Annotated in this window: 24 protein-coding genes and 2 tRNA genes; 11 read left to right on the forward strand and 15 right to left on the reverse strand. The window is 51.1% G+C overall.

Annotated elements, in window-relative coordinates; genetic code table 11:
* Positions 1 to 23 precede the first annotated feature (23 nt).
* Entirely contained in the window at positions 24 to 590 is a 567-nt protein-coding gene (locus AC07RN_RS02070; RefSeq protein WP_478335449.1) for a cytochrome b, read from the forward strand.
* A 1-nt stretch (position 591) separates the two neighbouring features.
* Positions 592 to 1170 (forward strand): YceI family protein, encoded by a 579-nt coding sequence (locus AC07RN_RS02075; protein ID WP_012016966.1) that lies wholly within the window; start codon positions 592 to 594, stop codon positions 1168 to 1170.
* Positions 1171 to 1212: 42 nt separating this feature from the next.
* Here AC07RN_RS02075 and trhO read toward each other — a convergent pair whose 3' ends face one another.
* Entirely contained in the window at positions 1213 to 2262 is a 1050-nt protein-coding gene (trhO, locus tag AC07RN_RS02080; RefSeq protein WP_012016965.1) for an oxygen-dependent tRNA uridine(34) hydroxylase TrhO, read from the reverse strand.
* Positions 2263 to 2481: 219 nt separating this feature from the next.
* Between trhO and AC07RN_RS02085 the strand changes: the two genes are divergently transcribed.
* Complete coding sequence (locus tag AC07RN_RS02085; protein ID WP_478335450.1) at positions 2482 to 3408, forward strand: Kdo(2)-lipid IV(A) acyltransferase; 927 nt, start codon at positions 2482 to 2484, stop codon at positions 3406 to 3408.
* A 179-nt stretch (positions 3409 to 3587) separates the two neighbouring features.
* Positions 3588 to 3962, forward strand: coding sequence for a MysB family protein (locus AC07RN_RS02090; RefSeq protein WP_012016963.1), 375 nt, complete (start codon positions 3588 to 3590; stop codon positions 3960 to 3962).
* Positions 3963 to 3969: 7 nt separating this feature from the next.
* Here the strand turns inward: AC07RN_RS02090 and AC07RN_RS02095 are convergent, their stop codons facing one another.
* From AC07RN_RS02095 to mdoG, 3 genes are read right to left on the reverse strand one after another with little or no spacing between them, the layout of a single operon-like run.
* A complete protein-coding gene (locus AC07RN_RS02095) occupies positions 3970 to 4197 on the reverse strand; it encodes a YceK/YidQ family lipoprotein (RefSeq protein ID WP_012016962.1) in 228 nt (75 codons plus the stop codon).
* 55 nt (positions 4198 to 4252) lie between these two features.
* The gene (gene mdoH, locus AC07RN_RS02100; RefSeq protein ID WP_012016961.1) at positions 4253 to 6781 is read right to left on the reverse strand and encodes a glucans biosynthesis glucosyltransferase MdoH; all 2529 of its coding nucleotides are present in this window, start codon (positions 6779 to 6781) and stop codon (positions 4253 to 4255) included.
* Positions 6774 to 8309, reverse strand: a complete 1536-nt coding sequence (gene mdoG, locus AC07RN_RS02105; RefSeq protein WP_150099567.1) for a glucans biosynthesis protein MdoG — start codon at positions 8307 to 8309, stop codon at positions 6774 to 6776. The genes mdoH and mdoG overlap by 8 nt, the downstream gene beginning before the upstream one ends.
* A 273-nt stretch (positions 8310 to 8582) precedes the next feature.
* Between mdoG and mdoC the strand changes: the two genes are divergently transcribed.
* Positions 8583 to 9740, forward strand: a complete 1158-nt coding sequence (gene mdoC, locus AC07RN_RS02110; RefSeq protein WP_478335451.1) for a glucans biosynthesis protein MdoC — start codon at positions 8583 to 8585, stop codon at positions 9738 to 9740.
* Positions 9741 to 9768: 28 nt separating this feature from the next.
* Here mdoC and AC07RN_RS02115 read toward each other — a convergent pair whose 3' ends face one another.
* From AC07RN_RS02115 to csgB, 6 genes are all read right to left on the reverse strand, one after another.
* Positions 9769 to 11253, reverse strand: coding sequence for a phospholipase D family protein (locus tag AC07RN_RS02115; RefSeq protein WP_478335791.1), 1485 nt, complete (start codon positions 11251 to 11253; stop codon positions 9769 to 9771).
* Complete coding sequence (gene ymdB / locus AC07RN_RS02120; RefSeq protein WP_235135304.1) at positions 11189 to 11731, reverse strand: O-acetyl-ADP-ribose deacetylase; 543 nt, start codon at positions 11729 to 11731, stop codon at positions 11189 to 11191. The genes AC07RN_RS02115 and ymdB overlap by 65 nt, the downstream gene beginning before the upstream one ends.
* Positions 11732 to 11835: 104 nt before the next feature.
* Entirely contained in the window at positions 11836 to 12156 is a 321-nt protein-coding gene (locus tag AC07RN_RS02125; protein ID WP_478335452.1) for a type 1 fimbrial protein, read from the reverse strand.
* A gap of 116 nt (positions 12157 to 12272) precedes the next feature.
* On the reverse strand, positions 12273 to 12596 hold the full coding sequence (gene csgC, locus AC07RN_RS02130) for a curli assembly chaperone CsgC (protein ID WP_235135302.1): 324 nt from the start codon (positions 12594 to 12596) through the stop codon (positions 12273 to 12275).
* A gap of 60 nt (positions 12597 to 12656) precedes the next feature.
* A complete protein-coding gene (gene csgA / locus AC07RN_RS02135; RefSeq protein WP_012016954.1) occupies positions 12657 to 13106 on the reverse strand; it encodes a curli major subunit CsgA in 450 nt (149 codons plus the stop codon).
* A gap of 39 nt (positions 13107 to 13145) precedes the next feature.
* Positions 13146 to 13601, reverse strand: coding sequence for a curli minor subunit CsgB (gene csgB / locus AC07RN_RS02140; protein WP_012016953.1), 456 nt, complete (start codon positions 13599 to 13601; stop codon positions 13146 to 13148).
* 743 nt (positions 13602 to 14344) lie between these two features.
* On the opposite strand from csgB, the gene csgD reads away from it, so the two are divergent.
* From csgD to csgG, 4 genes are read left to right on the forward strand one after another with little or no spacing between them, the layout of a single operon-like run.
* Complete coding sequence (gene csgD, locus AC07RN_RS02145) at positions 14345 to 14995, forward strand: biofilm master transcriptional regulator CsgD (RefSeq protein ID WP_407436639.1); 651 nt, start codon at positions 14345 to 14347, stop codon at positions 14993 to 14995.
* Positions 14996 to 14999: 4 nt separating this feature from the next.
* The gene (gene csgE / locus AC07RN_RS02150; protein WP_012016951.1) at positions 15000 to 15389 is read left to right on the forward strand and encodes a curli production assembly/transport protein CsgE; all 390 of its coding nucleotides are present in this window, start codon (positions 15000 to 15002) and stop codon (positions 15387 to 15389) included.
* A gap of 25 nt (positions 15390 to 15414) precedes the next feature.
* The gene (gene csgF / locus AC07RN_RS02155) at positions 15415 to 15831 is read left to right on the forward strand and encodes a curli production assembly/transport protein CsgF (protein WP_478335453.1); all 417 of its coding nucleotides are present in this window, start codon (positions 15415 to 15417) and stop codon (positions 15829 to 15831) included.
* Positions 15832 to 15857: 26 nt separating this feature from the next.
* Positions 15858 to 16691: a curli production assembly/transport protein CsgG gene (gene csgG / locus AC07RN_RS02160; protein WP_012016949.1), complete on the forward strand. Its 834-nt coding sequence runs from the start codon at positions 15858 to 15860 to the stop codon at positions 16689 to 16691.
* 51 nt (positions 16692 to 16742) lie between these two features.
* Here the strand turns inward: csgG and AC07RN_RS02165 are convergent, their stop codons facing one another.
* From AC07RN_RS02165 to ghrA, 4 genes are all read right to left on the reverse strand, one after another.
* Positions 16743 to 17225 (reverse strand): DUF1097 domain-containing protein, encoded by a 483-nt coding sequence (locus AC07RN_RS02165; RefSeq protein ID WP_478335454.1) that lies wholly within the window; start codon positions 17223 to 17225, stop codon positions 16743 to 16745.
* 96 nt (positions 17226 to 17321) lie between these two features.
* Positions 17322 to 17876, reverse strand: a complete 555-nt coding sequence (locus AC07RN_RS02170) for a TorD/DmsD family molecular chaperone (protein ID WP_012016947.1) — start codon at positions 17874 to 17876, stop codon at positions 17322 to 17324.
* Between the two features lie 20 nt (positions 17877 to 17896).
* Entirely contained in the window at positions 17897 to 18634 is a 738-nt protein-coding gene (locus AC07RN_RS02175; protein ID WP_478335455.1) for a PHP domain-containing protein, read from the reverse strand.
* Between the two features lie 95 nt (positions 18635 to 18729).
* Positions 18730 to 19668 (reverse strand): glyoxylate/hydroxypyruvate reductase GhrA, encoded by a 939-nt coding sequence (gene ghrA / locus AC07RN_RS02180; protein ID WP_478335456.1) that lies wholly within the window; start codon positions 19666 to 19668, stop codon positions 18730 to 18732.
* 232 nt (positions 19669 to 19900) lie between these two features.
* Here ghrA and AC07RN_RS02185 point away from each other — a divergent pair.
* A tRNA-Ser gene (locus tag AC07RN_RS02185) sits at positions 19901 to 19988 on the forward strand.
* Positions 19989 to 20217: 229 nt separating this feature from the next.
* Positions 20218 to 20305: transfer RNA gene (locus AC07RN_RS02190), tRNA-Ser, on the forward strand.
* Between the two features lie 130 nt (positions 20306 to 20435).
* On the opposite strand, the gene phoH is transcribed toward AC07RN_RS02190, so the two are convergent.
* The gene (phoH, locus tag AC07RN_RS02195; protein WP_041689363.1) at positions 20436 to 21224 is read right to left on the reverse strand and encodes a phosphate starvation-inducible protein PhoH; all 789 of its coding nucleotides are present in this window, start codon (positions 21222 to 21224) and stop codon (positions 20436 to 20438) included.
* Between the last annotated feature and the right edge of the window lie 415 nt (positions 21225 to 21639).

Consider the following 21639-nt stretch of genomic DNA (forward strand, 5'->3'; position numbering starts at 1 on the left):
TTTAATAGATAATGGTCGTCATTATGCAACTGCGTAATTCTTCTGCACGCTACGGATTAATTTCCATGCTGCTGCACTGGGGCATTGCACTCGCGGTTTACGCGATGTTTGGTCTTGGCCTGTGGATGGTGACGCTGAGCTATTACGACGGCTGGTATCATCAGGCACCCGAGCTGCATAAAAGCATCGGTATTCTGCTGATGATGGCGCTCGTGATTCGCGTTATCTGGCGACATATTTCGCGTCCTCCTTCCGCACCCAAAAGCCATAGCACGCTGACTCGGGTGACTGCGGCGGGAGCGCATATAGCGCTGTATTCGATCCTGTTTGCCATTTTCATCAGCGGATACCTGATTTCTACCGCGGACGGCAAACCCATCAGCGTATTTGGTCTTTTCGACGTCCCGGCCACGCTGAGCGATGCCGGTTCACAGGCCGATCTAGCCGGTCAGATACATTTGTGGCTTGCCTGGTGTGTCGTTATTTTATCCGCCCTTCACGGCCTTGCGGCCCTCAAACACCATTTCATCGATAAAGACGATACGCTCAAGCGCATGCTTGGCCGCTCGTCTGTAGACTCTGGAGCATAAAATGAAAAAACGCCTGCTGGGTATCGCATTGGGTTCACTGTTATTCACCACCGGTTCTGCCGTTGCTGCCGATTACAAAATTGATAAAGAGGGCCAGCATGCCTTCGTCAATTTCCGTATTCAGCACCTCGGATACAGCTGGTTGTATGGCACGTTTAAAGATTTTGATGGTTCGTTTACCTTTGACGAAAAAAATCCCGCCGCCGATAAAGTGAATGTCACGATTAATACCAACAGTCTGGACACCAACCATGCTGAGCGCGACAAACATCTGCGCAGCGCTGAATTCCTGAACGTCGCTAAATTCCCGCAGGCGACATTCGCCTCAACGGAAGTCAAAAAAGACGGTGAAGACCTGGATATTACCGGCAACCTGACGCTCAATGGCGTCACCAAACCTGTGACTCTGGAAGCTAAGTTAATCGGCCAGGGTGATGACCCATGGGGCGGTAAACGTGCGGGCTTTGAAGCATCGGGCAAAATTCGTCTGAAGGACTTCAATATCACGACCGATTTAGGTCCGGCATCGCAAGAAGTGGATTTGATTATTTCTGTGGAAGGCGTGCAGCAAAAGTCATAATGAAAAATCCCGGTCGCACGCTGCGACCGGGACGTTAACGCGTTATTCCGGGTCAGGAATACCGAGTTTGGTATTCAGCCGTCCGCGCGATTTATTGAAGATCTTATTCCCGTTTTCGCGACCAGCACGACGACGGCGTTGTTCCTCTTCAGGCAACACGCTTTCCTCGCTGCACAGCTCACTGCAACAACCCCTGAACTTTTCTGCACACGTCGGGCACTGAATAAACAGCAGGTGACAGCCGTCGTTTTTGCAGTTGGTATGAGTATCACACGGCGTTCCGCACTGATGGCAATGCGCGATAATATCCTCAGAAATACGCTCACCCATACGCTCATCAAAGACAAAGTTCTTACCAATAAAGCGTACCGGTAGACCTTGCTCGCGCGCACGACGCGCATACTCGATGATCCCGCCTTCGATATGCCAGACTTTATTGAACCCACTGTGCTTCATCCAGGCACTGGCTTTTTCACAGCGGATCCCACCGGTGCAGTACATAATGATTTTTTTATCTTTATGTTCCTGCATCATCTCGACGGCTTTCGGCAACTGTTCACGGAACGTATCAGCCGGGATTTCCAGCGCGTTCTCGAAATGGCCCACTTCGTATTCGTAGTGATTTCGCATATCGATAAACACGGCGTCAGGATCGTCCAGCATGGCGTTCACTTCTGCCGCTTTGAGGTACTCGCCCACATCGCTGGCATTGAACGTTGGATCGTCAATGCCGTCCGCCACGATACGCTCACGTACTTTCATACGCAGTACCCAGAACGATTTACCGTCATCATCGAGCGCGATGTTGAGACGCACGTTGTTCAACGCCGGATCAAAACTGTAGAGAAAATCGCGGAAAGCACTGACTTTGCTTTCTGGCACGCTGATCTGCGCGTTGATGCCCTCATGAGCGAGATAAACACGCCCAAACACATTCAGCGACTCAAAGGCTTTGTAGAGCGCGTCACGGGTTTCCTGAGGCTCAGCAATGGAAAAATACTTATAGAACGAGATCGTTATACGCGGCTCAGTTTCGGCCAGCATGCGTTCTTTTAACGTCTCATTCGAAATGCGGTTGTGTAACACTGGCATGGTGTACGGTTCCTGCAATCGTTAAGAAATGAAAATCGGCGGCATCATATAGCAAACAATGCGAATTTACATCCCCACATTTTGCGCTACATTTCTCTCATTCAAATTATAAAGCAGCAACATTTGCTGCTTCCGCCCCCATTTTGGGCCATTCATTTTGGTTATGTATTTAAAAAATGCGAGAATAATGGTCAAAGGACGATGTAAAACAGGAGTGATATGACCCACTTACCCAAATTTTCTGCTGCACTGCTGCATCCTCGATACTGGTTAACCTGGTTCGGCGTCGGTCTTCTCTGGTTACTGATTCAGCTGCCCTACCCGCTGCTCTACCGTTTAGGATGCGGCCTGGGGCATTTCGCCCACCGTTTTATGAAGCGGCGCGTTAGAATCACGCATCGCAATCTGGAGCTGTGTTTTCCTGAAATGGGCGAGCCCGAGCGCCAGGTGCTTCTCAAAAAGAATTTCGAATCCGTCGGCATGGGCCTGATCGAAACAGGGATGGCCTGGTTTTGGTCGGATAAACGCATGGCGCGCTGGTTCGACGTCGCGGGCACAGGCATGGAGCCGGTGCATCAACTCCAGGCGCAAAAAACGGGCGTGTTGCTGATTGGCATTCACTTTCTGACGCTTGAAATCGGCGCGCGCATGTTTGGAATGCAGGCGCCGGGTATCGGCGTTTATCGCCCCAATGACAATCCGGTGATAGATCTGCTGCAAACATGGGGGCGTATGCGCTCCAATAAGCAAATGATCGACCGTAAAGATCTCAAGGGCATGATCAGAGCACTCAAAAATGGCGAAGTGCTCTGGTACGCGCCGGATCACGACTACGGCCGCCGCTCCAGCGTTTTTGTTCCGTTTTTCGCAGTCGATCAGGCTGCGACCACAACGGGAACCTGGATGCTGGCGAAGATGTCGAAAGCCGCGGTGGTTCCCTTCGTCCCACGGCGAAAACCTGACGGGAAAGGCTATGAGCTGATCATGCTTGAGCCAGAATATTCGCCGCCGATCGACGATGCGGAAACAACCGCCAGGTGGATGAATGGCGTGATAGAGAAATGCATTATGCTCGCTCCGGAGCAATACATGTGGCTGCATCGCCGCTTCAAAACCCGCCCTGAAGGGATGCCTTCTCGCTACTGAGCAGGACCGCTTTACCCCGCCTAAATTTTCGTACACAGACAGCCGGGCACCCACCATGGTGCCTGGCATCGTCTGCATAAGACATCCGCGTGACAACTTATTGGCGCATTCATACTTGCAAAACCAGAGAATCAGCTATTCTTTCCCTGAATGCCATTGAGAATCACAGGGAGACACCGATGACTATGTACGCCACGCTGGAAGAAGCTATTGATGCCGCTCGCGAAGAGTTTCTCGCGAACAACCCTGGTATTGAGGCGGAAGATGCAGATGTGCAACAACTCAACATTCAGAAGTATGTGCTTCAGGATGGGGACATCATGTGGCAGGTAGAGTTTTTCGCTGATGAGGGAAGCGACGGCGAATGTTTGCCGGTGCTGAGTGGTGAAGCGGCACAGGCCGTTTTTGACAATGATTTTGATGAGATCGAACTGCGTCAGGAATGGCTTGAAGAAAACACTCTTCACGAGTGGGATGAGGGCGAATTTCAGCTTGAACCACCGCTGGACACTGAAGAGGGACAAACCGCAGCGGATGAGTGGGACGAGCGGTGATCAGGCGTTACTCATAAGGTCCGTGCTGTGCATCGATGGGCAGTAATAGCGTGTCAAAAACCAGCGAAAAGGGTAAATCGAGAACCGTCAAGTAACGCCATGCGGAATCGCGGACATCCCATTTCACGCCGGGATAGTATTGATTTCCATGCCCCTGACCGGGGATCGTTCGACTGATAATACTGCCGCACCCGCTGAGCAGCAGCGACATTATGACCACAATGACTATTCTCATTTACACCTCATATAAAAAAATACCGGCCGCGGCCGGTATTTTTATTTCGCTTGGCTTACTTCGACTTTATCGCCAGCGGATTCAGCTTTATCGTCGAGTAGTAGTTCACCCAGGACGAGTATCTCTCAGGCGCTGACCAGACGCGGTAGTGCAAGCGCGCCATGGTAATTGGATCGCTCAACAGGACCAGACGACGATCGCGGTTCAGTTTTTCCGGCGTTTCGTTCAGCGCTTGCTCAACGTGGCGATCGCGAGCGATCTCCAGCACCTGGCTTGCACGGTGGCGTGCGGTTGCCATTGCCGTTGCGAGGGCGTTAAACGATGGATTGAACACGGCATGAATAAAGCCATCATCCAACGAGCGGCTGCGGTTCAGCACCAGATATTTGTCGGTATCCACCAGCACCTGCGGCGGCGAATACTCTTCTGGAATGAGGAACAGCTTCCAGCGTTTGGTGCGTAATCCCATCGTCGAGCGACTGGAGATTACGGAAACAAACGGCGACAGAATCAGCGAGAACACAATCGGTGCCAGCCAGAACAGGAAGCGTAAATCCAGCCACGCCATCCCTGCGGCCCACACCAGACCGAGCAACATCTGCGAACCATGACGCTTAAAGGCTTCGCTCCACGGTGTGGAGTCATCATCACGCTGCGGTGAGTTCCATACCACTTCCCAACCGAGGAACGCGCTGACCACAAATACGGTGTGGAACAGCATGCGCACCGGCGCCAGCAGCACGGAGAACAGCACTTCGAGCAGCAGTGAAAGCGTCACGCGGCAGAACCCACCGTACTCTTTCGACCCTTTGCACCAGATGAGAATAATGCTCAGCAGTTTCGGCAGGAACAGTAAGATCATCGTTGACGCAAACAGAGCAATCGCCAACTCCGGACGCCACTGCGGCCATACCGGGAACAGCTGGCGCGGTTGCAGGAAGTACTGCGGTTCAGTCAAGGCATGCACGACCTGTAAAGCGGTCGATAAGGCCAGGAACATAAACCACAGCGGCGCAGACAGATAGGACATCACGCCCGTCAGGAATACCGCGCGGTGAACCGGGTGCATCCCTTTCACGAGGAACAGACGGAAGTTCATCAGGTTGCCGTGACACCAGCGACGGTCGCGTTTCAGCTCGTCGAGCAAGTTTGGCGGCAGCTCTTCATAAGAACCCGGCAGATCGTAAGCAATCCACACCCCCCAACCCGCACGACGCATCAGCGCAGCTTCAACGAAGTCATGCGACAGGATAGAGCCCGCGAATGAGCCCTCACCCGGCAGCGGCGCGAGCGCACAGTGTTCAATGAACGGCTGAACGCGGATAATCGCGTTGTGACCCCAATAGTGGGACTCACCCAACTGCCAGAAGTGCAGACCGGCGGTAAACAGCGGACCGTACACGCGCGTCGCAAACTGCTGGCAGCGCGCATAAAGCGTATCCATACCCGAGGCTTTTGGCGACGACTGGATGATACCCGCATTCGGGTTCGCTTCCATCAGACGCACCAGACCCGTCAGACACTCACCCGTCATCACGGAGTCAGCATCCAGCACCACCATATAGCTATACTGGTTGCCCCAGCGACGGCAGAAGTCATCGATGTTGCCGCTTTTGCGCTTAACGCGACGGCGACGACGACGGTAGAAAATCTGCCCTTCGCCCTGCACTTCCGCGATAAGTTCCATCCACGCTTTTTGCTCAGCAACGCAGATATCGGGGTTGTAGCTGTCGCTCAGGATGTAAACGTCAAAATGCGCCGCGTTGCCGGTCGCCTTTACAGACTCCCAGGTCGCACGCAAACCCGCAAATACGCGGTCAACGTCTTCGTTACAAATAGGCATAATCAGCGCAGTGCGGTGCTCTGGGTTTAAGGCTTCATCCCCCACCGTTGACGCAGAAATACTGTATTTATCACGCCCCATCAGCAGTTGCAGGAAGCCCATCAGCGCGGTCCAGAAACCGGCCGAAACCCAACAGAACAGAACCGCGAACAGCAGCAAAATTCCACTTTGCAGAATGTACGGCAGCAGTTGCATGAACGACACCCATACATCCTGCCCGAACATATCGGCCGGATTGATCAGCGCCCAGCCCTGATAAGGCAGGATGGTCTTCATGTACCAGGTTGCGACAACGGTCTGCGCCAGCGTCAACAGCAGCAAGGTATAGCGGCGGATAGTCCCGACGGTACGCCATTTCTGCTCAGATGCCTGCTGTTCTTTGGTCAGACGAGACAGGTAGCGCGGCGCGACTTCGCGACCGCGCAGACGATCCCAAAAACGACCGACCGGGTTAGTACGCCACGGATCCGGAAACATCGAAGAACGCGTAGCTTTTGGCATAGCCTGAAGCTGCGTGCGTCCCTCATCGTCCTTGATCAGTTGGCCTTCTGCCAGCGAGTCCGGCCATGCCTGCTCCAGACGCGCTTTGACTGAACCCAGCGGCGTATCATCATCACGAGAAAACGGATGATGTTCGCCATCCAGCGCGGTGTGAACCGCGCGGATGTCGCTCTTAGGCAGTGCCGCTTTCTCAATGTCCGTCAGCGGCAGGGCATCAATGTATTCAGTTGTATTATTCATTAGCAGGTAACTGATAGCTCCAGGTTTCGCTGAGCGGCTGATCGGCATTGACCAGCGCAGCGCGCATTTCAGTGGTCTGTTTTGGATCTTTCACTTTCACGCGCAGGGTTAAGCGCCACCCTTTGGTTACTGGGTTATAACGTACGGAGCTTTCCGCGATCTCGCCATTATCACCAATGCTGGTTTGCGCAGTCACAGGGGTGTCCGGCGCCAGTTTTTTCATGTCCTGACCCGTGAAGTCCACCACAAACGCGACGGTACCATCAGGTTGACGAATAAGATTTGACTGCTTCACGTCACCCGTAGAGCGACGCGTCTGCATCACATACGCGTTGTCCGGCGCATGCAATTTGTCTTCATCGCGGCTAAAGGTGATGGTGTAGTTGAAGTTCATCTCTTTGCCGGCCTCAGGAAGCTGATCCGGAGCCCAGTAAGCGACGATGTTGTCATTGGTTTCGTCGTTGGTTGGAATTTCAACCAGCTCGACTTTTCCTTTACCCCAGTCACCTTTTGGCGTGACCCACGCGCTTGGACGCAGATCGTAACGATCGTCGAGATCTTCAAAGCGGGAGAACTGACGGCCGCGCTGGAGTAAACCAAAGCCCTGCGGGTTTTCCATTGCGAAGCTGCTGACAGCCAGGTGTTTCGGGTTGTTCAGCGGACGCCAAATCCACTCGCCGTTACCGGCAAGAATAGAAAGACCGTTTGAATCATGCAGTTCCGGGCGGAAATTCGTTGCCGGAGAAGGCTGATTTGGCCCAAACAGGAACATGCTGGTTAATGGTGCAACACCCAGTTTGCCCACTTTGTCACGCAGGTAGACTTTCGACTGCACGTCAATAACGGAGTCACGGCCCGGCATAATGACGAAGCGGTAAGCGCCCGTCGCACGCGGGGAGTCGAGCAGTGCATAGATGGTCAGGCGTTTATCCGTTGGTTTTGGACGTTCGATCCAGAACTCACGGAAACGCGGGAATTCTTCGCCAGATGGCAGAGCCGTATCAATCGCCAGACCGCGCGCAGACAGACCGTAAACCTGGCCGGAGCCAATCACACGGAAATAGCTGGCACCCAGCATGCTGACGATTTCGTCGTTTTTATCTTTGCTGTTGATTGGATAAAGAACTTTAAAGCCTGCGAAACCCAGGTCTTTCACGGTGTCTTTATCGTGCTTCACATCGCCAAAATTAAAATAGTCCGGGCTGTATTTGATCTTACGTACCGCGGTTGCCGTTACTTCATTGATGGCAACCGGCGTGTCGAAATACATACCCTGGTGATAAAATTCAAGCTTGAACGGGGTTTTTATATTGTTCCAGTACGCTTTATCGTGATTAAACTGGATCTGCTGATAGTCCGCGTATTTCATGTCGCGGAAAACGGAGGGCAGGTTACTTTTCGGCGCTTCGTAGCCCTTATCAGCCATCGATTTAGCCTGTTTTGCGACGTCGTCGATGGAAAAAGACCATGCTGACGAGGTATACAGGGACAACAACACTGCCGCACCCAACCAACGCATTTTCATCATTTTTGATTTATGTTTCATAATAAGTAAGCACTTCCCCCTTTGTGTGCTTAATTCGATCCGATCCATTTTACTGGAAATTCAGGCAATCCGACAACATTATCACCGCTTTGTTCAGCGCACCGGCTCATGGATTAAGCAAGTGGAAGACCCTCGTTCCACTTTGCGTGCTTATCCTGGAGACAGAGGTGTCGGTCTTGGTGTAGGGTTGGCTTCGAATGTAACCACTATTAGTCTTATGGATAAGGCGAAAAGTCTGAGAATGCGCAACGTTATATGATCACTGCACCCACTCAACGTGAATACTTCCTCGACTCCATCCGGGCATGGTTAATGCTTTTGGGGATCCCGTTCCACATTTCACTGATTTACTCGAGCCACACCTGGCATGTAAACAGTATAGAGCCCTCATGGTGGCTGACACTGTTTAACGATTTTATTCACTCATTCCGAATGCAGGTGTTCTTCGTGATATCGGGCTATTTTTCCTACATGCTGTTTCTGCGTTATCCGCTGAAACGCTGGTGGAAAGTGCGCGTCGAGCGCGTCGGTATCCCCCTGCTCACCGCCATTCCGCTGCTGACGCTGCCTCAGTTTATGATGCTGCAGTATGTAAAAGGCAAAGCGGACAACTGGCAGAATCTGAGCGTGTACGAAAAATATAACACCCTGGCCTGGGAGTTGATTTCACATCTCTGGTTCTTGCTAGTGCTGGTGGTTATGACCACGGTGAGCCTGTGGATCTTCAGCCGCTTGCGCCGCCAGTTAAGCCGTCACGCGGAAGACCATTTCTCAACCATCACCTTTACCAGGCTTTCCGTTATCTTCCTGATGCTAGGAATTGCTTACGGCGCGATACGCCGCACGCTGTTTATGGTTTATCCGCCTATTCTCAGCGACGGGCTGTTTAATTTTGTGGTGATGCAAACCCTGTTTTACATTCCATTCTTTATGCTGGGTGCGCTGGCCTTTATTTCGCCGAAGCTAAAAGCCCTGTTCATCACCCCATCACCGTGGTGCACCGTCGGCTCTGCGCTGGCTTTCACCGCGTATTTGCTGAATCAAAAATACGGCAGCGGCGATGCGTGGATGTATGAGACCGAAAGCGTGATTACGATGTTGTTGGGGCTGTGGATGGTGAACGTGGTGTTTGCGCTCGGCCATCGTCTGCTGAATTTCAAATCGAAACGCGTGACCTATTTCGTTAACGCGTCTCTGTTTATCTATGTGGTCCACCATCCGCTGACGCTCTTTTTTGGTGCATACATCACGCCGCATATCGCCTCAAACACGCTGGGATTCTTCACCGGCCTGGTGTTTGTGGTGGGCATCGCCATTGTGCTGTATGAAATTCATCTGCGGATCCCGCTGCTGCGTTTCCTGTTTTCAGGCAAACCGCAGAACAAAGCGGAAAACCTCAACGCCACGCAATAATTCTCTGCGCGCCGGGTCTTCGGCGCGCTTACAGCAGCCACTCAACGGGTAACCACCAGGCCAGACGCACCAAAACGCGCTGCCAGAATCGGGTTGATGGCTCTTTCTTCAACACAATCTCCTGTCCGTCTTTGTGCTCAATCCAGTTCAAGCGCCCCGTGTTATCAAGCCGAATTTGCCATGCCTCCTGCATCCGGGTTTTCAGGAAGCGTCGATGGATAATCTGCGCCAGCGTTTCGCTTTCAATCACAAATCCCATTTCGGTATTGAGCATGGTGGATCGCGGGTCAAAATTCAGCGAACCAATAAACACTTTCTGACCATCAATACTGAACGTTTTGGCATGGAGACTGGAACCGGAGTTCCCCGTCAATCCGCGATCGTGTAGTCCCGGCACGAAATCCTGAGTCGGTTTGAGTTCATACAACTCAATACCGTGTCGCAGCAGTTTTTTTCGCCAGCGCGCATAGCCCGCATGAACCACGGCTACATCGTTGGCCGCCAGCGAATTTGTGAGGATCGCGACCTTGACACCTTTACGCACCATTTGCAGCAGCAGCGCAACGCCTGCCCGAGTGGGGACAAAATAAGAGGAGATAATATCAATTTGTTCGACCGGCGAACCCATCACATCCAGTAAACGCTGCGGCAGAAGGGAGTGACGCTTTGCTCGTCCCAGCCCTTTACGCGGATCGTCGCTGAGTAAACGGGTTTTTGCCCAAATCAGCGGCAAATCACGCGCCTCAAGCTGGGTGATGAACTGGCTGGACTCCAGCTTATTCAAATAACGTTGGGTTATCTCGTTCTGATACCATTCGTTCGGTGGCTGGATCCGTGCTTCAATTTCCGCTTCCGACAGTTCCAGAACCTGCTTTAGGGTGGAAACGCACGCGCTGTCCCAGTAACGTTCAAAGTCATCGGAAACATCCGCCACAACCGGCCCCACCGCCATCACATCCAGATCGGAAAAGAGCGGCGCGTCCCCTGCCCCGAAGTAGGCATCGCCAACATTTCGGCCGCCAATAATAGTGACTTCACCATCGACGGTGAAACTTTTATTGTGCATACGGCGGTTGAGTCGCGCGAAGTCGGTGAGATACCCCAGCGAGCGGAGCGTCCTGAAAGAGAAGGGATTGAATAGCCGTACATCAATATTTTGATGCGAATCGAGCAGACGTAAAATGGCGTCCAGCCCTTGGGTATTGTTATCGTCAAGCAGAAGCCGGACGCGCACCCCACGCGTCGCCGCCGACAGCAAGACGGAAAACAACAGCCGCCCGGACATGTCGTCTTCCCAGATGTAATACTGCACATCTAAGGTTTTTTCCGCCATTTCCGCCAGCCGGTAGCGGCAAGCGAAAGCGTCCAGGCTGTCGTCCAGGGGGAGAAGACCACATAGCCCCGGGTGTTCCGCGCTGACAGGCGCGATAGCACGCCCGAGCCGCGTTTTATGCGTCGGGGGTAAGTCCTCGTTGGATAAGGAGTCGCTGGTAAAGCTGGGCATTTTCTTCATCATAACAGACAAAGTATACCCGCTCCGGCAGAGGCTTGCGGGTGAGGAATTCTGAAACTGTATCCACCGCTATTTCTGCCGCAGCCGCTTTGGGATATCCGTAAACGCCAGTGCTGATGGCCGGGAAGGCCAGCGTTTTATACCCATTCGCGGCAGCCAGACGCAGGCAGTTAAGATAGGCATCCTGTAACGTCCTTGCTTCGTGGTTTTCGCCCCCTTGCCAGACAGGCCCAACCGCATGAATGATCGCTTTGGCAGGAAGATCGCCCGCGATTGTAATGACCGCATGTCCTGGCGCACATTCGCCCTGTTGCTGGCGCACCGTTTTGCAGGCTTCTAACAGTTGCGGTCCGGCCGCGCGATGAATGGCACCGTCGACCCCACCGCCACCCATTAATGATGGATTGGCTGCATTGACGATGACGTCAACATCCATCGTAGTGATATCCCCAACAACAACTTCGATTTGCGGCTTCATATCCATTCCTCGACTACCCGTCTTTTAGTCAGTGTATAGCACGGGAATGTGGCGAAAAAGGAATTGATCAGAAAAGCCCCCGCCACGGGACGGAGGGCTTTGGCTTAGCGATAGTCAATTTGCACAACGGCCAATGACTTTTCTGGATTGATATATTTCATGCTGACTCTGGCGGTATCTGGATTCACGTTGCGACCGCTAATGGCATCCTGATAGCTCACTTGAGTCGTTTGCATCTGCCCGTCTTTAGGACAGGAAAGCGCAAACTGCTGCTTTTGCGGTGTGATTTCACACGGATTCTCGACAATCATCCCACGGAAATGAATAACACCGCCGTTAACGAGACTTGCCGAAAATGCCGGTATTAGAGCAGATGAAAGCATCATCCCCACACCTAACATCATTTTTACGCTGAACGCGACCATGGATTGGTTCCTCAATGAGAAATCATCCTTGAGGGTGTCGTGCATTCCTTATTAACAGCATAGAGAGATTCATTAGGAACCGCCAAATTATCCAATGTATTGATTTCGTGAATATTTCATTCAGACGTCGGCCACTGTTGCGATAAATGCAGCGATTTCCCATCAGAAACGGTAACAACAATTTTGACCGAGTCCTGAGGGGAGATATTTAAACTGAGACGGGACAAATCAATGGCTTGATTAGCCGGAAGAGAAAGCGTATTTCGCTGACTTGAAGTACTCTGCCCTCCTCCCCCTTGTCGGGAAGAGGTGATTTGAACCTGACAGACACAAGGCTCGGACAACGTCACCTGGGGAATAATGGTCGTCATGTCCCCATTTTGTGTGGTTTTAAATGTAATTTGGCTGGAGAGCGCAGCGAGGATCAGAAGGGTATGCATGATTAACTCCCGAAAAAAAACAGGGCAAAGGCCCTGTTTTTTTGTAGCACAGAGTGCGTATTAGTACTGATGCGCAGTGGCGTTGTTGCCGAAACCAACCTGAGTAACAGACACAGTTGAGCCAGATGCGGTCTGGTCTACTGCTGCGCCGTTGCCGCCGCCGAACTGTTTAACAGTCATAGTAGAATCTTTGCCATTCCACTGATCGAGGGTTGCGCTGTTACCGAAGCCATGCTGCACCAGTTCAATGGAGCTGTCATCAGAACCTTGGCCAACATCAGCACCGTTACCGCCACCGTGCTGAGAAATAGACAGTACAGAATCTTTAGCATTAGATTGCAGAGCAACAGCTGAGTTGCCGCCACCGGTCTGGTAAATGCTCAGAGTTGAGTTAGGACCGCTATTACCGCCACCCCAACCACCACCGTGGCCGTATTGTGGAATTGCACCAGCCAGAGCACTGCCAGAAACTACGATTGCTGCGATTGCTGCCACTTTGAAAAGTTTCATGGTAAACCCCCATCGGATTGATTTAAGTCGTCGAAATAGTTAGCGTTGAATAACGCGAATAGCCATTTGCGACTGTCTCTGAACAACAACTGCTGTTTTTTGCGTACCATACTGCGTAATACTCGCTCTGTTACCCGAACCTTTCTGAATAATCATCGCGGTATTACCAAAAGCACCCTGCTGAATACTTGCATCATTCCCGTTGCCGGTCTGATCAATATAAGCAAGGTTATAAGTCCCTGATTGATCAACTTTCGCTCTATTGCTCCCCCCTTCCTGAGAAACAACGGACAGTAATTTTGAACCGCCCTGACGAACTTCTGCGTTATTACCCACGCCTTGTTGACCAATAATGGCTGCCTGATTATATGAAGACTTACTTATTTCATTAACCGCGAAGTTGTATTCCGAATTTGCCAAATCCGGACCTGCCGCGATTGATAACCCAGGCGCACCCAGTAATGTAAACATCATAAATAACGTTCTGTTTTTCATGTTGTCACCTGGACCTGGCTAAATAAACACCTCGGTGTTAACGCGATTCGTTTTTTGTTAACGCCGCGTTACGATGAAGAGTATGTCTTTCGAAACAATTTAAATATCTCACCCGCGAGTGTTATTTTTATTTAAAGGGTCACCTCAAAGTATTAATTAATGCTGAAATATGCTGACGCCAGCGTGACTTAGTATTTTTTATAAATATTCGGGTAAAATACTTGCGTACACTTCAGGAGCTTTCCCCGCCTCGCATCATCGGCTCTCGTCCTTACGGAAGGATGTCACATGACTCACTCGTCACAACTCACTCGATTTCTTAAGAGCATTCCGATCACAAAGGAAGTCGTAGACTTTCTCACAAACTCATACCTGAAAAGTCAGCAATATTAATAACTAATATATCTATAAATCAATAAGATATAATAATTTGTATGATTTTTAAAATATGTGCAGAAGAATTAACATGTACAACTTTTTTATCATATCGAAACATTTTTCAGGCCTTAAATTCACAATTTAATATTGATTTTTACATCCTGTTACACCATTAACACTTGATTTAAAAATCGTAATAGCTAGATTGAAATCAGCAGTACGGAGTATTTTTTAATATTTACCTCTCTCTTGAGGTTATGTTCAGATTCTACACACAGCAGTGCAACATCTGTCAGTACCTCTGGTGTCCCCTTACCTATTTCAAGGGGACGGGTGCCAGGTGTTATAAAAAGTGGGGTTTCATCATGTTTAATGAAGTCCATAGTTTACAAGGTCATACATTATTGTTGATCACCAAGCCTTCCTTACAAGCGACAGCGTTATTACAGCATTTGAAGCAATCTCTGTGCTTGAATGGGAAACTGCATAATATTCAACGTTCTTTCGATGATATTGTTCCTGGCAGCATCATTCTTTTCGACATGATGGAAGCCGATAAAAAGCTGATTCATTACTGGCAAGATAACTTAAGCAGGAAAAACAATAATATCCGCGCGCTATTATTGAATACCCCTGATGAATATCCTTTCCGGGATATTGAAAGCTGGCCGCATATTAATGGCGTCTTTTACGTCACTGAAGACGAGACGCGTGTGGTAGAAGGGCTGCAGGGTATTTTGCGTGGAGAGTGCTACTTTTCCCAAAAGCTTGCCAGCTATCTCATTACCCACTCCGGAAATTATCGCTATAACAGTTCAGAATCCGCGCTGCTCACGCACCGTGAAAAAGAGATCCTGAATAAATTACGCATCGGTTCTTCAAATATTGAAATCGCCCGTTCTTTATTTATCAGCGAAAATACCGTTAAGACGCATCTCTATAATCTTTTCAAGAAGATAGCTGTTAAAAATAGGACTCAGGCTGTTTCATGGGCAAACGATAACCTCAGGCGTTAATAACATGAAACGCACGTTGAGTTGGGTAGCGGCGGCGGGTTTTCTGCTTGCTGCGGGGAATCTTCACGCTGTTGAAGTGGAAGTTCCCGGATTGTTAACTGACCACACCGTCTCATCTATCGGCCACGATTTTTACCGAGCGTTTAGCGACAAATGGGAAAGTGATTATCCAGGCAACTTAACAATCAATGAGCGTCCCAGTGCTCGATGGGGAAGCTGGATCACAATAACGATTAATCAGGACGTTATTTACCAGACCTTTTTATTCCCGACGAAACGAGACTTTGATCAAAACGTAAGTTTTGCACTGGCACAGACCGAAGATGCGGTAAATCGCCTGCAAATCGACAAGGCTCTTCTGAGCACTGGCGATTTAGCAAAAGATGAATTCTGACGACGAATAATATCCGGAGGCTGTAATGCGTCTCGCACACACAGTGATTTCATTAATGCTGATTGCTCCACTGAGCTGGGCCGGGAGTATGACTTTCCAGTTCCGCAACCCTAACTTTGGCGGCAATCCGAATAACGGGGCATTCATGCTGAATGAAGCCCAGGCTCAAAACTCCTATAAAGATCCCAGTTTTAAAGACGATTTCGGCATCGAAACGCCTTCTGCACTGGATAACTTTACTCAGGCTATTCAGTCGCAAATATTAGGCGGCTTATTAACGAATATTAATACCGGTAAACCAGGTCGGATGGTGACCAATGATTTTATCGTCGATATCGCAAATAAAGATGGGCAACTGCAGTTGAATGTCACCGACCGGAAAACGGGTAAAACATCCACAATCCAGGTTTCCGGTCTGGCCAATAATTCAGCTGACTTTTAAACAACATCGAAATAAGGACAATACTCATGCAGCGCTTTCTGATTCTTGTTGCAGTGTGCTTATTGAGCGGTTGTTTAACTGCTCCGCCCAAAGAAGCCGCGAAACCAACATTAATGCCTCGGGCCCAAAGTTATCGTGATTTAACGCATTTGCCGATGCCAACAGGCAAGATCTTTGTCTCGGTATATAACATTCAGGATGAAACCGGTCAGTTTAAACCGTATCCGGCAAGTAACTTCTCCACCGCTGTACCGCAAAGTGCCACCGCGATGCTGGTCACTGCGCTTAAGGACTCACGCTGGTTTATTCCTCTGGAACGCCAGGGACTGCAAAACCTGCTGAATGAACGCAAAATCATTCGCGCAGCCCAGGAAAATGGGACCGCAGGCGTGAATAACCGCACGCCATTGCAATCGCTCGTGGCGGCTAACGTGATGGTTGAAGGGTCCATTATCGGGTATGAAAGTAATGTGAAATCGGGCGGTGTCGGGGCACGTTATTTTGGTATCGGTGCTGACACGCAATACCAACTCGACCAGATTGCCGTCAACCTGCGTGTGGTCAACGTGAGCACGGGTGAGGTGTTGTCATCGGTGACCACCAGCAAAACCATTCTCTCGTATGAGGTTCAGGCTGGTGTGTTCCGCTTCATCGACTATCAACGACTGCTGGAAGGTGAAATTGGCTACACCTCGAACGAACCGGTCATGATGTGCCTGATGTCGGCCATCGAAACAGGGGTTATTTTCCTGATTAATGACGGTATCGATCGCGGCTTGTGGGACCTGCAGAATAAAAATGAAGTGAAAAATGACATTCTGGTGAAATACCGCGAAATGTCCGTGCCTCCTGAATCTTGATTCCTGATTCAGAAGCGCAAAAGAAAAGCGAGACCCGAGAGTCTCGCTTTTTTATTTGCTTAATACGGTGACGTTTTGCGCCCTTTCTCGTCGCGCAGCCAGCCAAAGCCCGCTGTTCTTCATGGCGTAACCAAACACCAAGCCCAGTAGCAAAGACGGGACAATCATTTTCCAGTCGCCCTGACCGGCAAACGTCGCGCATGCGCCAATAAAGGTTCCAGGAACGAATGACAGCAACAGGTGCTTCGCCTGGATGCACATCAAAAATGCCACCGCGCCCGTCATCATATAGCCCACGATCTCAAGATGCGGTGCCAGTGCGCTGCCCTTCATGATAATGAGTGCCCACACCACGCCGCTCGTCATGGTAGATCCGGAGATAAACAGCCCTTTAAGCCCGCCCTGTGGGCAAGCGAAATAGGCCGTACAGCCGAGGAATCCCGCCCAACTGAGTAAGCCAAGGGACACAGCCACCCATCCCCAGAGTCCGGAGAGAATGCCTGTCGTGATTGCGATAGAAAGGAGTATGTTCATGGCGCGCATCTTATCAGATACGCGGCCACGAAATGGGATCATGAGCACATTTTATGCAAACCAAAATGTACTGTTACATTTGAAATGTGACGAGTGTCACTCTTCATTCTCTTCCTGTAATTCATCCCACATGGCCGACACGGCATCGCGGGTCAATGGGGCCATCGTCCGCCAGAAAGGCGACGTGGCATGCGCTTCGATTTTGCCCAGGAAAGCGCCGCACCATGGCAGCAGATAATCAGCGAACAGCGTTTCAAGTGCTTCGCTTTCATCTTCCCCGGCGTGATCTTCAATCCAGGACGCGGCCAACAACAGGGTGCCAATATGATCGGCAGGCGCATCCGTCAGCGGCATTCCACGCTCGGACAGAAACGCGCGCACTTCAGCTTCCGTTGCGCCCTCTTCCCATGCGGAACGATACGGCGATACGCGACACTCTTCGCCAACAAACAGGGCGTTGTAGTCCGCCGCGATCTGCTGCATATCACAGCTTTTTTGCAGACGCTCTAGCTGCTCATCCTGCTCCAGAGGCCAGTTTTCCGCGAGCTTGCCTTCGCGAATCAGCGTAAAGAGCGGCACCAGCAGCGGATCCTGCGGCTGACGGTAGTACAAGGTGCCCAGTACGCGGCAAAGGATTGAAAACTCGTTCATTTCATTTTTCCATTACAATATTAAAGGTCTGCAAATTCAGGGATATGAGGCATACCGCGCGACTCAAGGAAATCGAGCATGCGGCGCGGCGTGACGTTAAGAATTCTCTCTTCCGGGAACCCCACCTCATCCAGCACTTTCCGACACTCGGTAAACTCACCCAGCGTAAACGCCGTGTGGGAATCAGAACCCAGCGCAACCATTCCGCCTGCATCGCGTACTGCCGCTGCGACGGCACGACAGTTCGCTTCACTCCCCATTCGGGAGTGCGTAAAGGAGGAGTTGTTGATTTCCAATGCCACACGGTGTTTGGCCGCCGCTTGCGCCACGGCCTGAATGTCGATAGGGAATTTAGGGTTACCGGGATGGCTAATAATGTGCACGTTGCCGCTGGCAATCGTCGCAATCATTGCCTGAGTATGGGTGTCCTTATCCTGCGGCGGGAACACCGGCTCATGAAAACCGGCGATAATCATATCCAGAGACGTCAGCATCGGGCCAGTACAGTCGATTTCACCGTCCGTATTTTTAATATTGGCCTCGATACCACGCAGTATCCCAACGCCATCAACCAGACGTGGCCAGATCCGCATATTCACAAAATGCCAGTAGTGCGGCGCATCAGCCATATCAGGACCGTGATCCGTAATGGCGAAAAGTTTAATACCTTTCAACCGGGCTTGCGCGATGTAGTCATGGAGGGTGCTGTAAGCATGGGTACTGGCGACGGTGTGCATATGCAGGTCAACGGGATACATCGGTCTCTCCTCTGATGTTTTACCAAAGGATAGCAGGAATGGGGGGTGAATATTAGCAAAAACCCGGCCAGTGCCGGGTTTGACTCACGCCGGAATCAGTAGCCGAGCTGTCTGTTGACCTGCCCGGTGGCCGCTTTCCCCTGCTCCAGATGCTCAATGGTGCGGGCAATATACGCCACGGCTTCTGCTGGACGCGTCACTGCCGCGATATGCGGGGTCATTGCCACGCGCGGGTGCGCCCACAGCGGGCTTTCGACCGGCAACGGCTCACGGCTGTAGACATCCAGCATAGCGCCCTTGAGCTTGCCCGTATTCAGGGTATCAATAAGATCCTCCTCAATCACATGAACGCCGCGCGCCAGGTTCATCAAATAGCTTTCATCCGCCAGCTGATTGAGCAGCCCTTTATTGATAATTCCCACGGTTTCTGCCGTGTTCGGCAGCAGGTTAATCAGCACGCGCGTACCCTTTAAAAAAGCCGGAAGTTCGTCCGCCCCAGCGAAACTTTGCACACCAGGATACGTTTTGCGGCTGCGGCTCCAGCAACGCAGCGGAAATCCCCACGGTGCGAGCGCTTCAGCGACCTTCGAGCCCAGCACCCCGGCACCCAAAATACCGATGGTAAAATCTTCACGCTGATAATCAGCCAGCGGCTCCCAGTGTGATTTCTGTTTGAGCGCCTGATAATCATCAAAACGGCGGAACCAGTGCAGCACCTGGCTGACGGCATATTCCTGCATTTGCTGACCCATACCGGTGTCTTCGAGTCGGAACAGGGGAATATGTTCTGGCAGCATTTCCGGATGGGCTTTCAGTTTACTCAGAATCGAATCGACACCCGCCCCAAGGGCAAACACTGCTTTCAGGTCGCGCCCCTGCAACATCTCGACTGGCGGATGCCAGACTAACGCGTAATCGGCATGTTCATTATCGCCGCGCTTCCACTCACGAACGCGTGCGCCAGGCAGGGCTGCCGTCATCGCGTTGATCCAGTAAGGGGTATCAAACGTCGGGTGATAAAAGATGATATCCATAATGACTCCTGCCTTTTATTTCGCTGTTTTATGTGCATTTTCAACTGGATTGCCAGCATAACAAATTTATCTGGAAACTGCGTTGCTGATAAAAGAGACGCTTTCAGCACATTCAGGAATCATGTTGCTTAAAGTTTGTCTCAACACGCTAATTAACTGAAAAAGTTGATTGACGGCAGTTCGGCTTTTCCTTACATTAGCGCCCGTCCCAGCAGCAACGGGATGACAATACGGTGAGGTGTCCGAGTGGCTGAAGGAGCACGCCTGGAAAGTGTGTATACGGCAACGTATCGAGGGTTCGAACCCCTCTCTCACCGCCATATTTGAAGAAAAGCTCGCATAAAAATGCGGGCTTTTTTTTTCGTCTGTCGAAACCCTGTTTCACGCGCCCCTGGCCCACATTCTCCTTAATTGACGCTAACCTATTCGTGAGAGTGATTATTGCTTAACCGAACAGCCGCCCATGCGCAAAATAAGCTTGACCGTTTTCGCGCAACTCCCTATAGTAGCGCCCCGTTGCCCCCTCGCGGTAAGGCAGCAGAACAATACGGTGAGGTGTCCGAGTGGCTGAAGGAGCACGCCTGGAAAGTGTGTATACGGCAACGTATCGAGGGTTCGAACCCCTCTCTCACCGCCATATTTAAAGAAGAGCCCGCATGAAAATGCGGGCTTTTTTTCGTCTGTTGTTTGTCAGAATGAGTTTGCCACAACACCTTGCCCACAAAAAACAAAGCCCGGTTTCCCGGGCCTTGAGAGCAATCGCACACTCAATAATAGGCGTTTAAGGTATGCTGGCAGAGCGCCGAGCGCACGCAGTCGTCTTTGGTAAAACGCACCACGCCCACCATATCGTCTTCAACAAAACGTGACATTGCGTCGCTCAGGCCAGACTTCACGCCCGACGGCAAATCGCATTGGGTGATATCGCCATTGACGATTACCGTCACATTTTCCCCGAGGCGCGTTAAAAACATCTTCATTTGCGCAGCAGTCACGTTCTGAGCCTCGTCAAGAATCACGACCGCATTTTCAAATGTACGTCCGCGCATATAGGCGAACGGCGCGATTTCCACCTTGCCAATCTCTGGTCGCAGGCAGTACTGCATAAAAGAGGCACCCAGTCGTTTCACCAGCACGTCATAGACGGGTCGGAAATACGGGGCAAACTTCTCTGATATATCGCCGGGCAAGAAACCGAGATCTTCATCGGCCTGCAATACCGGACGGGTGACGATAATTCTGTCCACATCCTTATGAATCAGAGCCTCCGCCGCCTTAGCAGCACTAATCCAGGTTTTCCCGCATCCGGCTTCACCGGTGGCGAAGATCAGCTGTTTACTCTCGATAGCATTCAGGTAGTGCGCCTGAGCTTCATTACGCGCTTCAATAGGTGAATGATCGCGGCTGTCCCGCGCCATGCCAATTGCTTCTACGCCACTCATCTGCACAAGCGAGGTGACCGATTCTTCTTCACGCTGTTTATGGCTACGTGAATCCCGTCTCAGCACACGTTTTGCTTCGCGACGAGCTTTGATCACTGCTTTTTGTCTTCCCATGGATAGCACCTTGAGTTGTTGGTATTCATCACACGCATCGCCGTTGGCGACGCGATCAGGCGAACGAACATCTGAAGTTTGGCTTCCTTGTAAGCCATTGCTTGCCTTTTTGGATGACACACACGTACGGCTATGCGCACCGCGCTGTATGTCGGAAAAGTCAGGGTGATGCGTTGGGGAGGAGAATTTTGTGGTGAAGAAATCGCTGCCGGAGTCAGGGCCTCCGCGCTGTGTGGTGCGGTTGTGATGTTGCTTATGTCCAGTACAGGACCCAACCATTCGCGATCTCCATAGTGATTCGATATCACTGCCGGGAACTACCGCCGTCTTGTAATAAGTACATCAGGATTTATCATAAATGCAACATTTATTTTACCTGGATGCAACCTAAAGACCACTCCTGCAGTTGAGATGA

The organism is Lelliottia sp. GFLA7, from assembly GCF_056490165.1.

Bases quoted from the DNA above. Each gene is read 5' to 3' on its own strand.
- AC07RN_RS02070 (WP_478335449.1), top strand. From the start codon at position 24: ATGCAACTGCGTAATTCTTCTGCACGCTACGGATTAATTTCCATGCTG.
- AC07RN_RS02075 (WP_012016966.1), top strand. From the start codon at position 592: ATGAAAAAACGCCTGCTGGGTATCGCATTGGGTTCACTGTTATTCACC.
- phoH (WP_041689363.1), bottom strand. From the start codon at position 21,224: ATGGGAAGACAAAAAGCAGTGATCAAAGCTCGTCGCGAAGCAAAACGT.
- csgC (WP_235135302.1), bottom strand. From the start codon at position 12,596: ATGCATACCCTTCTGATCCTCGCTGCGCTCTCCAGCCAAATTACATTT.
- AC07RN_RS02090 (WP_012016963.1), top strand. From the start codon at position 3,588: ATGACTATGTACGCCACGCTGGAAGAAGCTATTGATGCCGCTCGCGAA.
- AC07RN_RS02170 (WP_012016947.1), bottom strand. From the start codon at position 17,876: ATGAACGAGTTTTCAATCCTTTGCCGCGTACTGGGCACCTTGTACTAC.
- trhO (WP_012016965.1), bottom strand. From the start codon at position 2,262: ATGCCAGTGTTACACAACCGCATTTCGAATGAGACGTTAAAAGAACGC.
- csgF (WP_478335453.1), top strand. From the start codon at position 15,415: ATGCGTCTCGCACACACAGTGATTTCATTAATGCTGATTGCTCCACTG.
- AC07RN_RS02085 (WP_478335450.1), top strand. From the start codon at position 2,482: ATGACCCACTTACCCAAATTTTCTGCTGCACTGCTGCATCCTCGATAC.
- ymdB (WP_235135304.1), bottom strand. From the start codon at position 11,731: ATGAAGCCGCAAATCGAAGTTGTTGTTGGGGATATCACTACGATGGAT.
- csgB (WP_012016953.1), bottom strand. From the start codon at position 13,601: ATGAAAAACAGAACGTTATTTATGATGTTTACATTACTGGGTGCGCCT.
- AC07RN_RS02125 (WP_478335452.1), bottom strand. From the start codon at position 12,156: ATGGTCGCGTTCAGCGTAAAAATGATGTTAGGTGTGGGGATGATGCTT.
- mdoG (WP_150099567.1), bottom strand. From the start codon at position 8,309: ATGATGAAAATGCGTTGGTTGGGTGCGGCAGTGTTGTTGTCCCTGTAT.
- AC07RN_RS02095 (WP_012016962.1), bottom strand. From the start codon at position 4,197: ATGAGAATAGTCATTGTGGTCATAATGTCGCTGCTGCTCAGCGGGTGC.
- AC07RN_RS02165 (WP_478335454.1), bottom strand. From the start codon at position 17,225: ATGAACATACTCCTTTCTATCGCAATCACGACAGGCATTCTCTCCGGA.
- ghrA (WP_478335456.1), bottom strand. From the start codon at position 19,668: ATGGATATCATCTTTTATCACCCGACGTTTGATACCCCTTACTGGATC.
- csgA (WP_012016954.1), bottom strand. From the start codon at position 13,106: ATGAAACTTTTCAAAGTGGCAGCAATCGCAGCAATCGTAGTTTCTGGC.
- AC07RN_RS02175 (WP_478335455.1), bottom strand. From the start codon at position 18,634: ATGTATCCCGTTGACCTGCATATGCACACCGTCGCCAGTACCCATGCT.
- csgE (WP_012016951.1), top strand. From the start codon at position 15,000: ATGAAACGCACGTTGAGTTGGGTAGCGGCGGCGGGTTTTCTGCTTGCT.
- mdoC (WP_478335451.1), top strand. From the start codon at position 8,583: ATGATCACTGCACCCACTCAACGTGAATACTTCCTCGACTCCATCCGG.
- csgG (WP_012016949.1), top strand. From the start codon at position 15,858: ATGCAGCGCTTTCTGATTCTTGTTGCAGTGTGCTTATTGAGCGGTTGT.
- csgD (WP_407436639.1), top strand. From the start codon at position 14,345: ATGTTTAATGAAGTCCATAGTTTACAAGGTCATACATTATTGTTGATC.
- mdoH (WP_012016961.1), bottom strand. From the start codon at position 6,781: ATGAATAATACAACTGAATACATTGATGCCCTGCCGCTGACGGACATT.
- AC07RN_RS02115 (WP_478335791.1), bottom strand. From the start codon at position 11,253: ATGAAGAAAATGCCCAGCTTTACCAGCGACTCCTTATCCAACGAGGAC.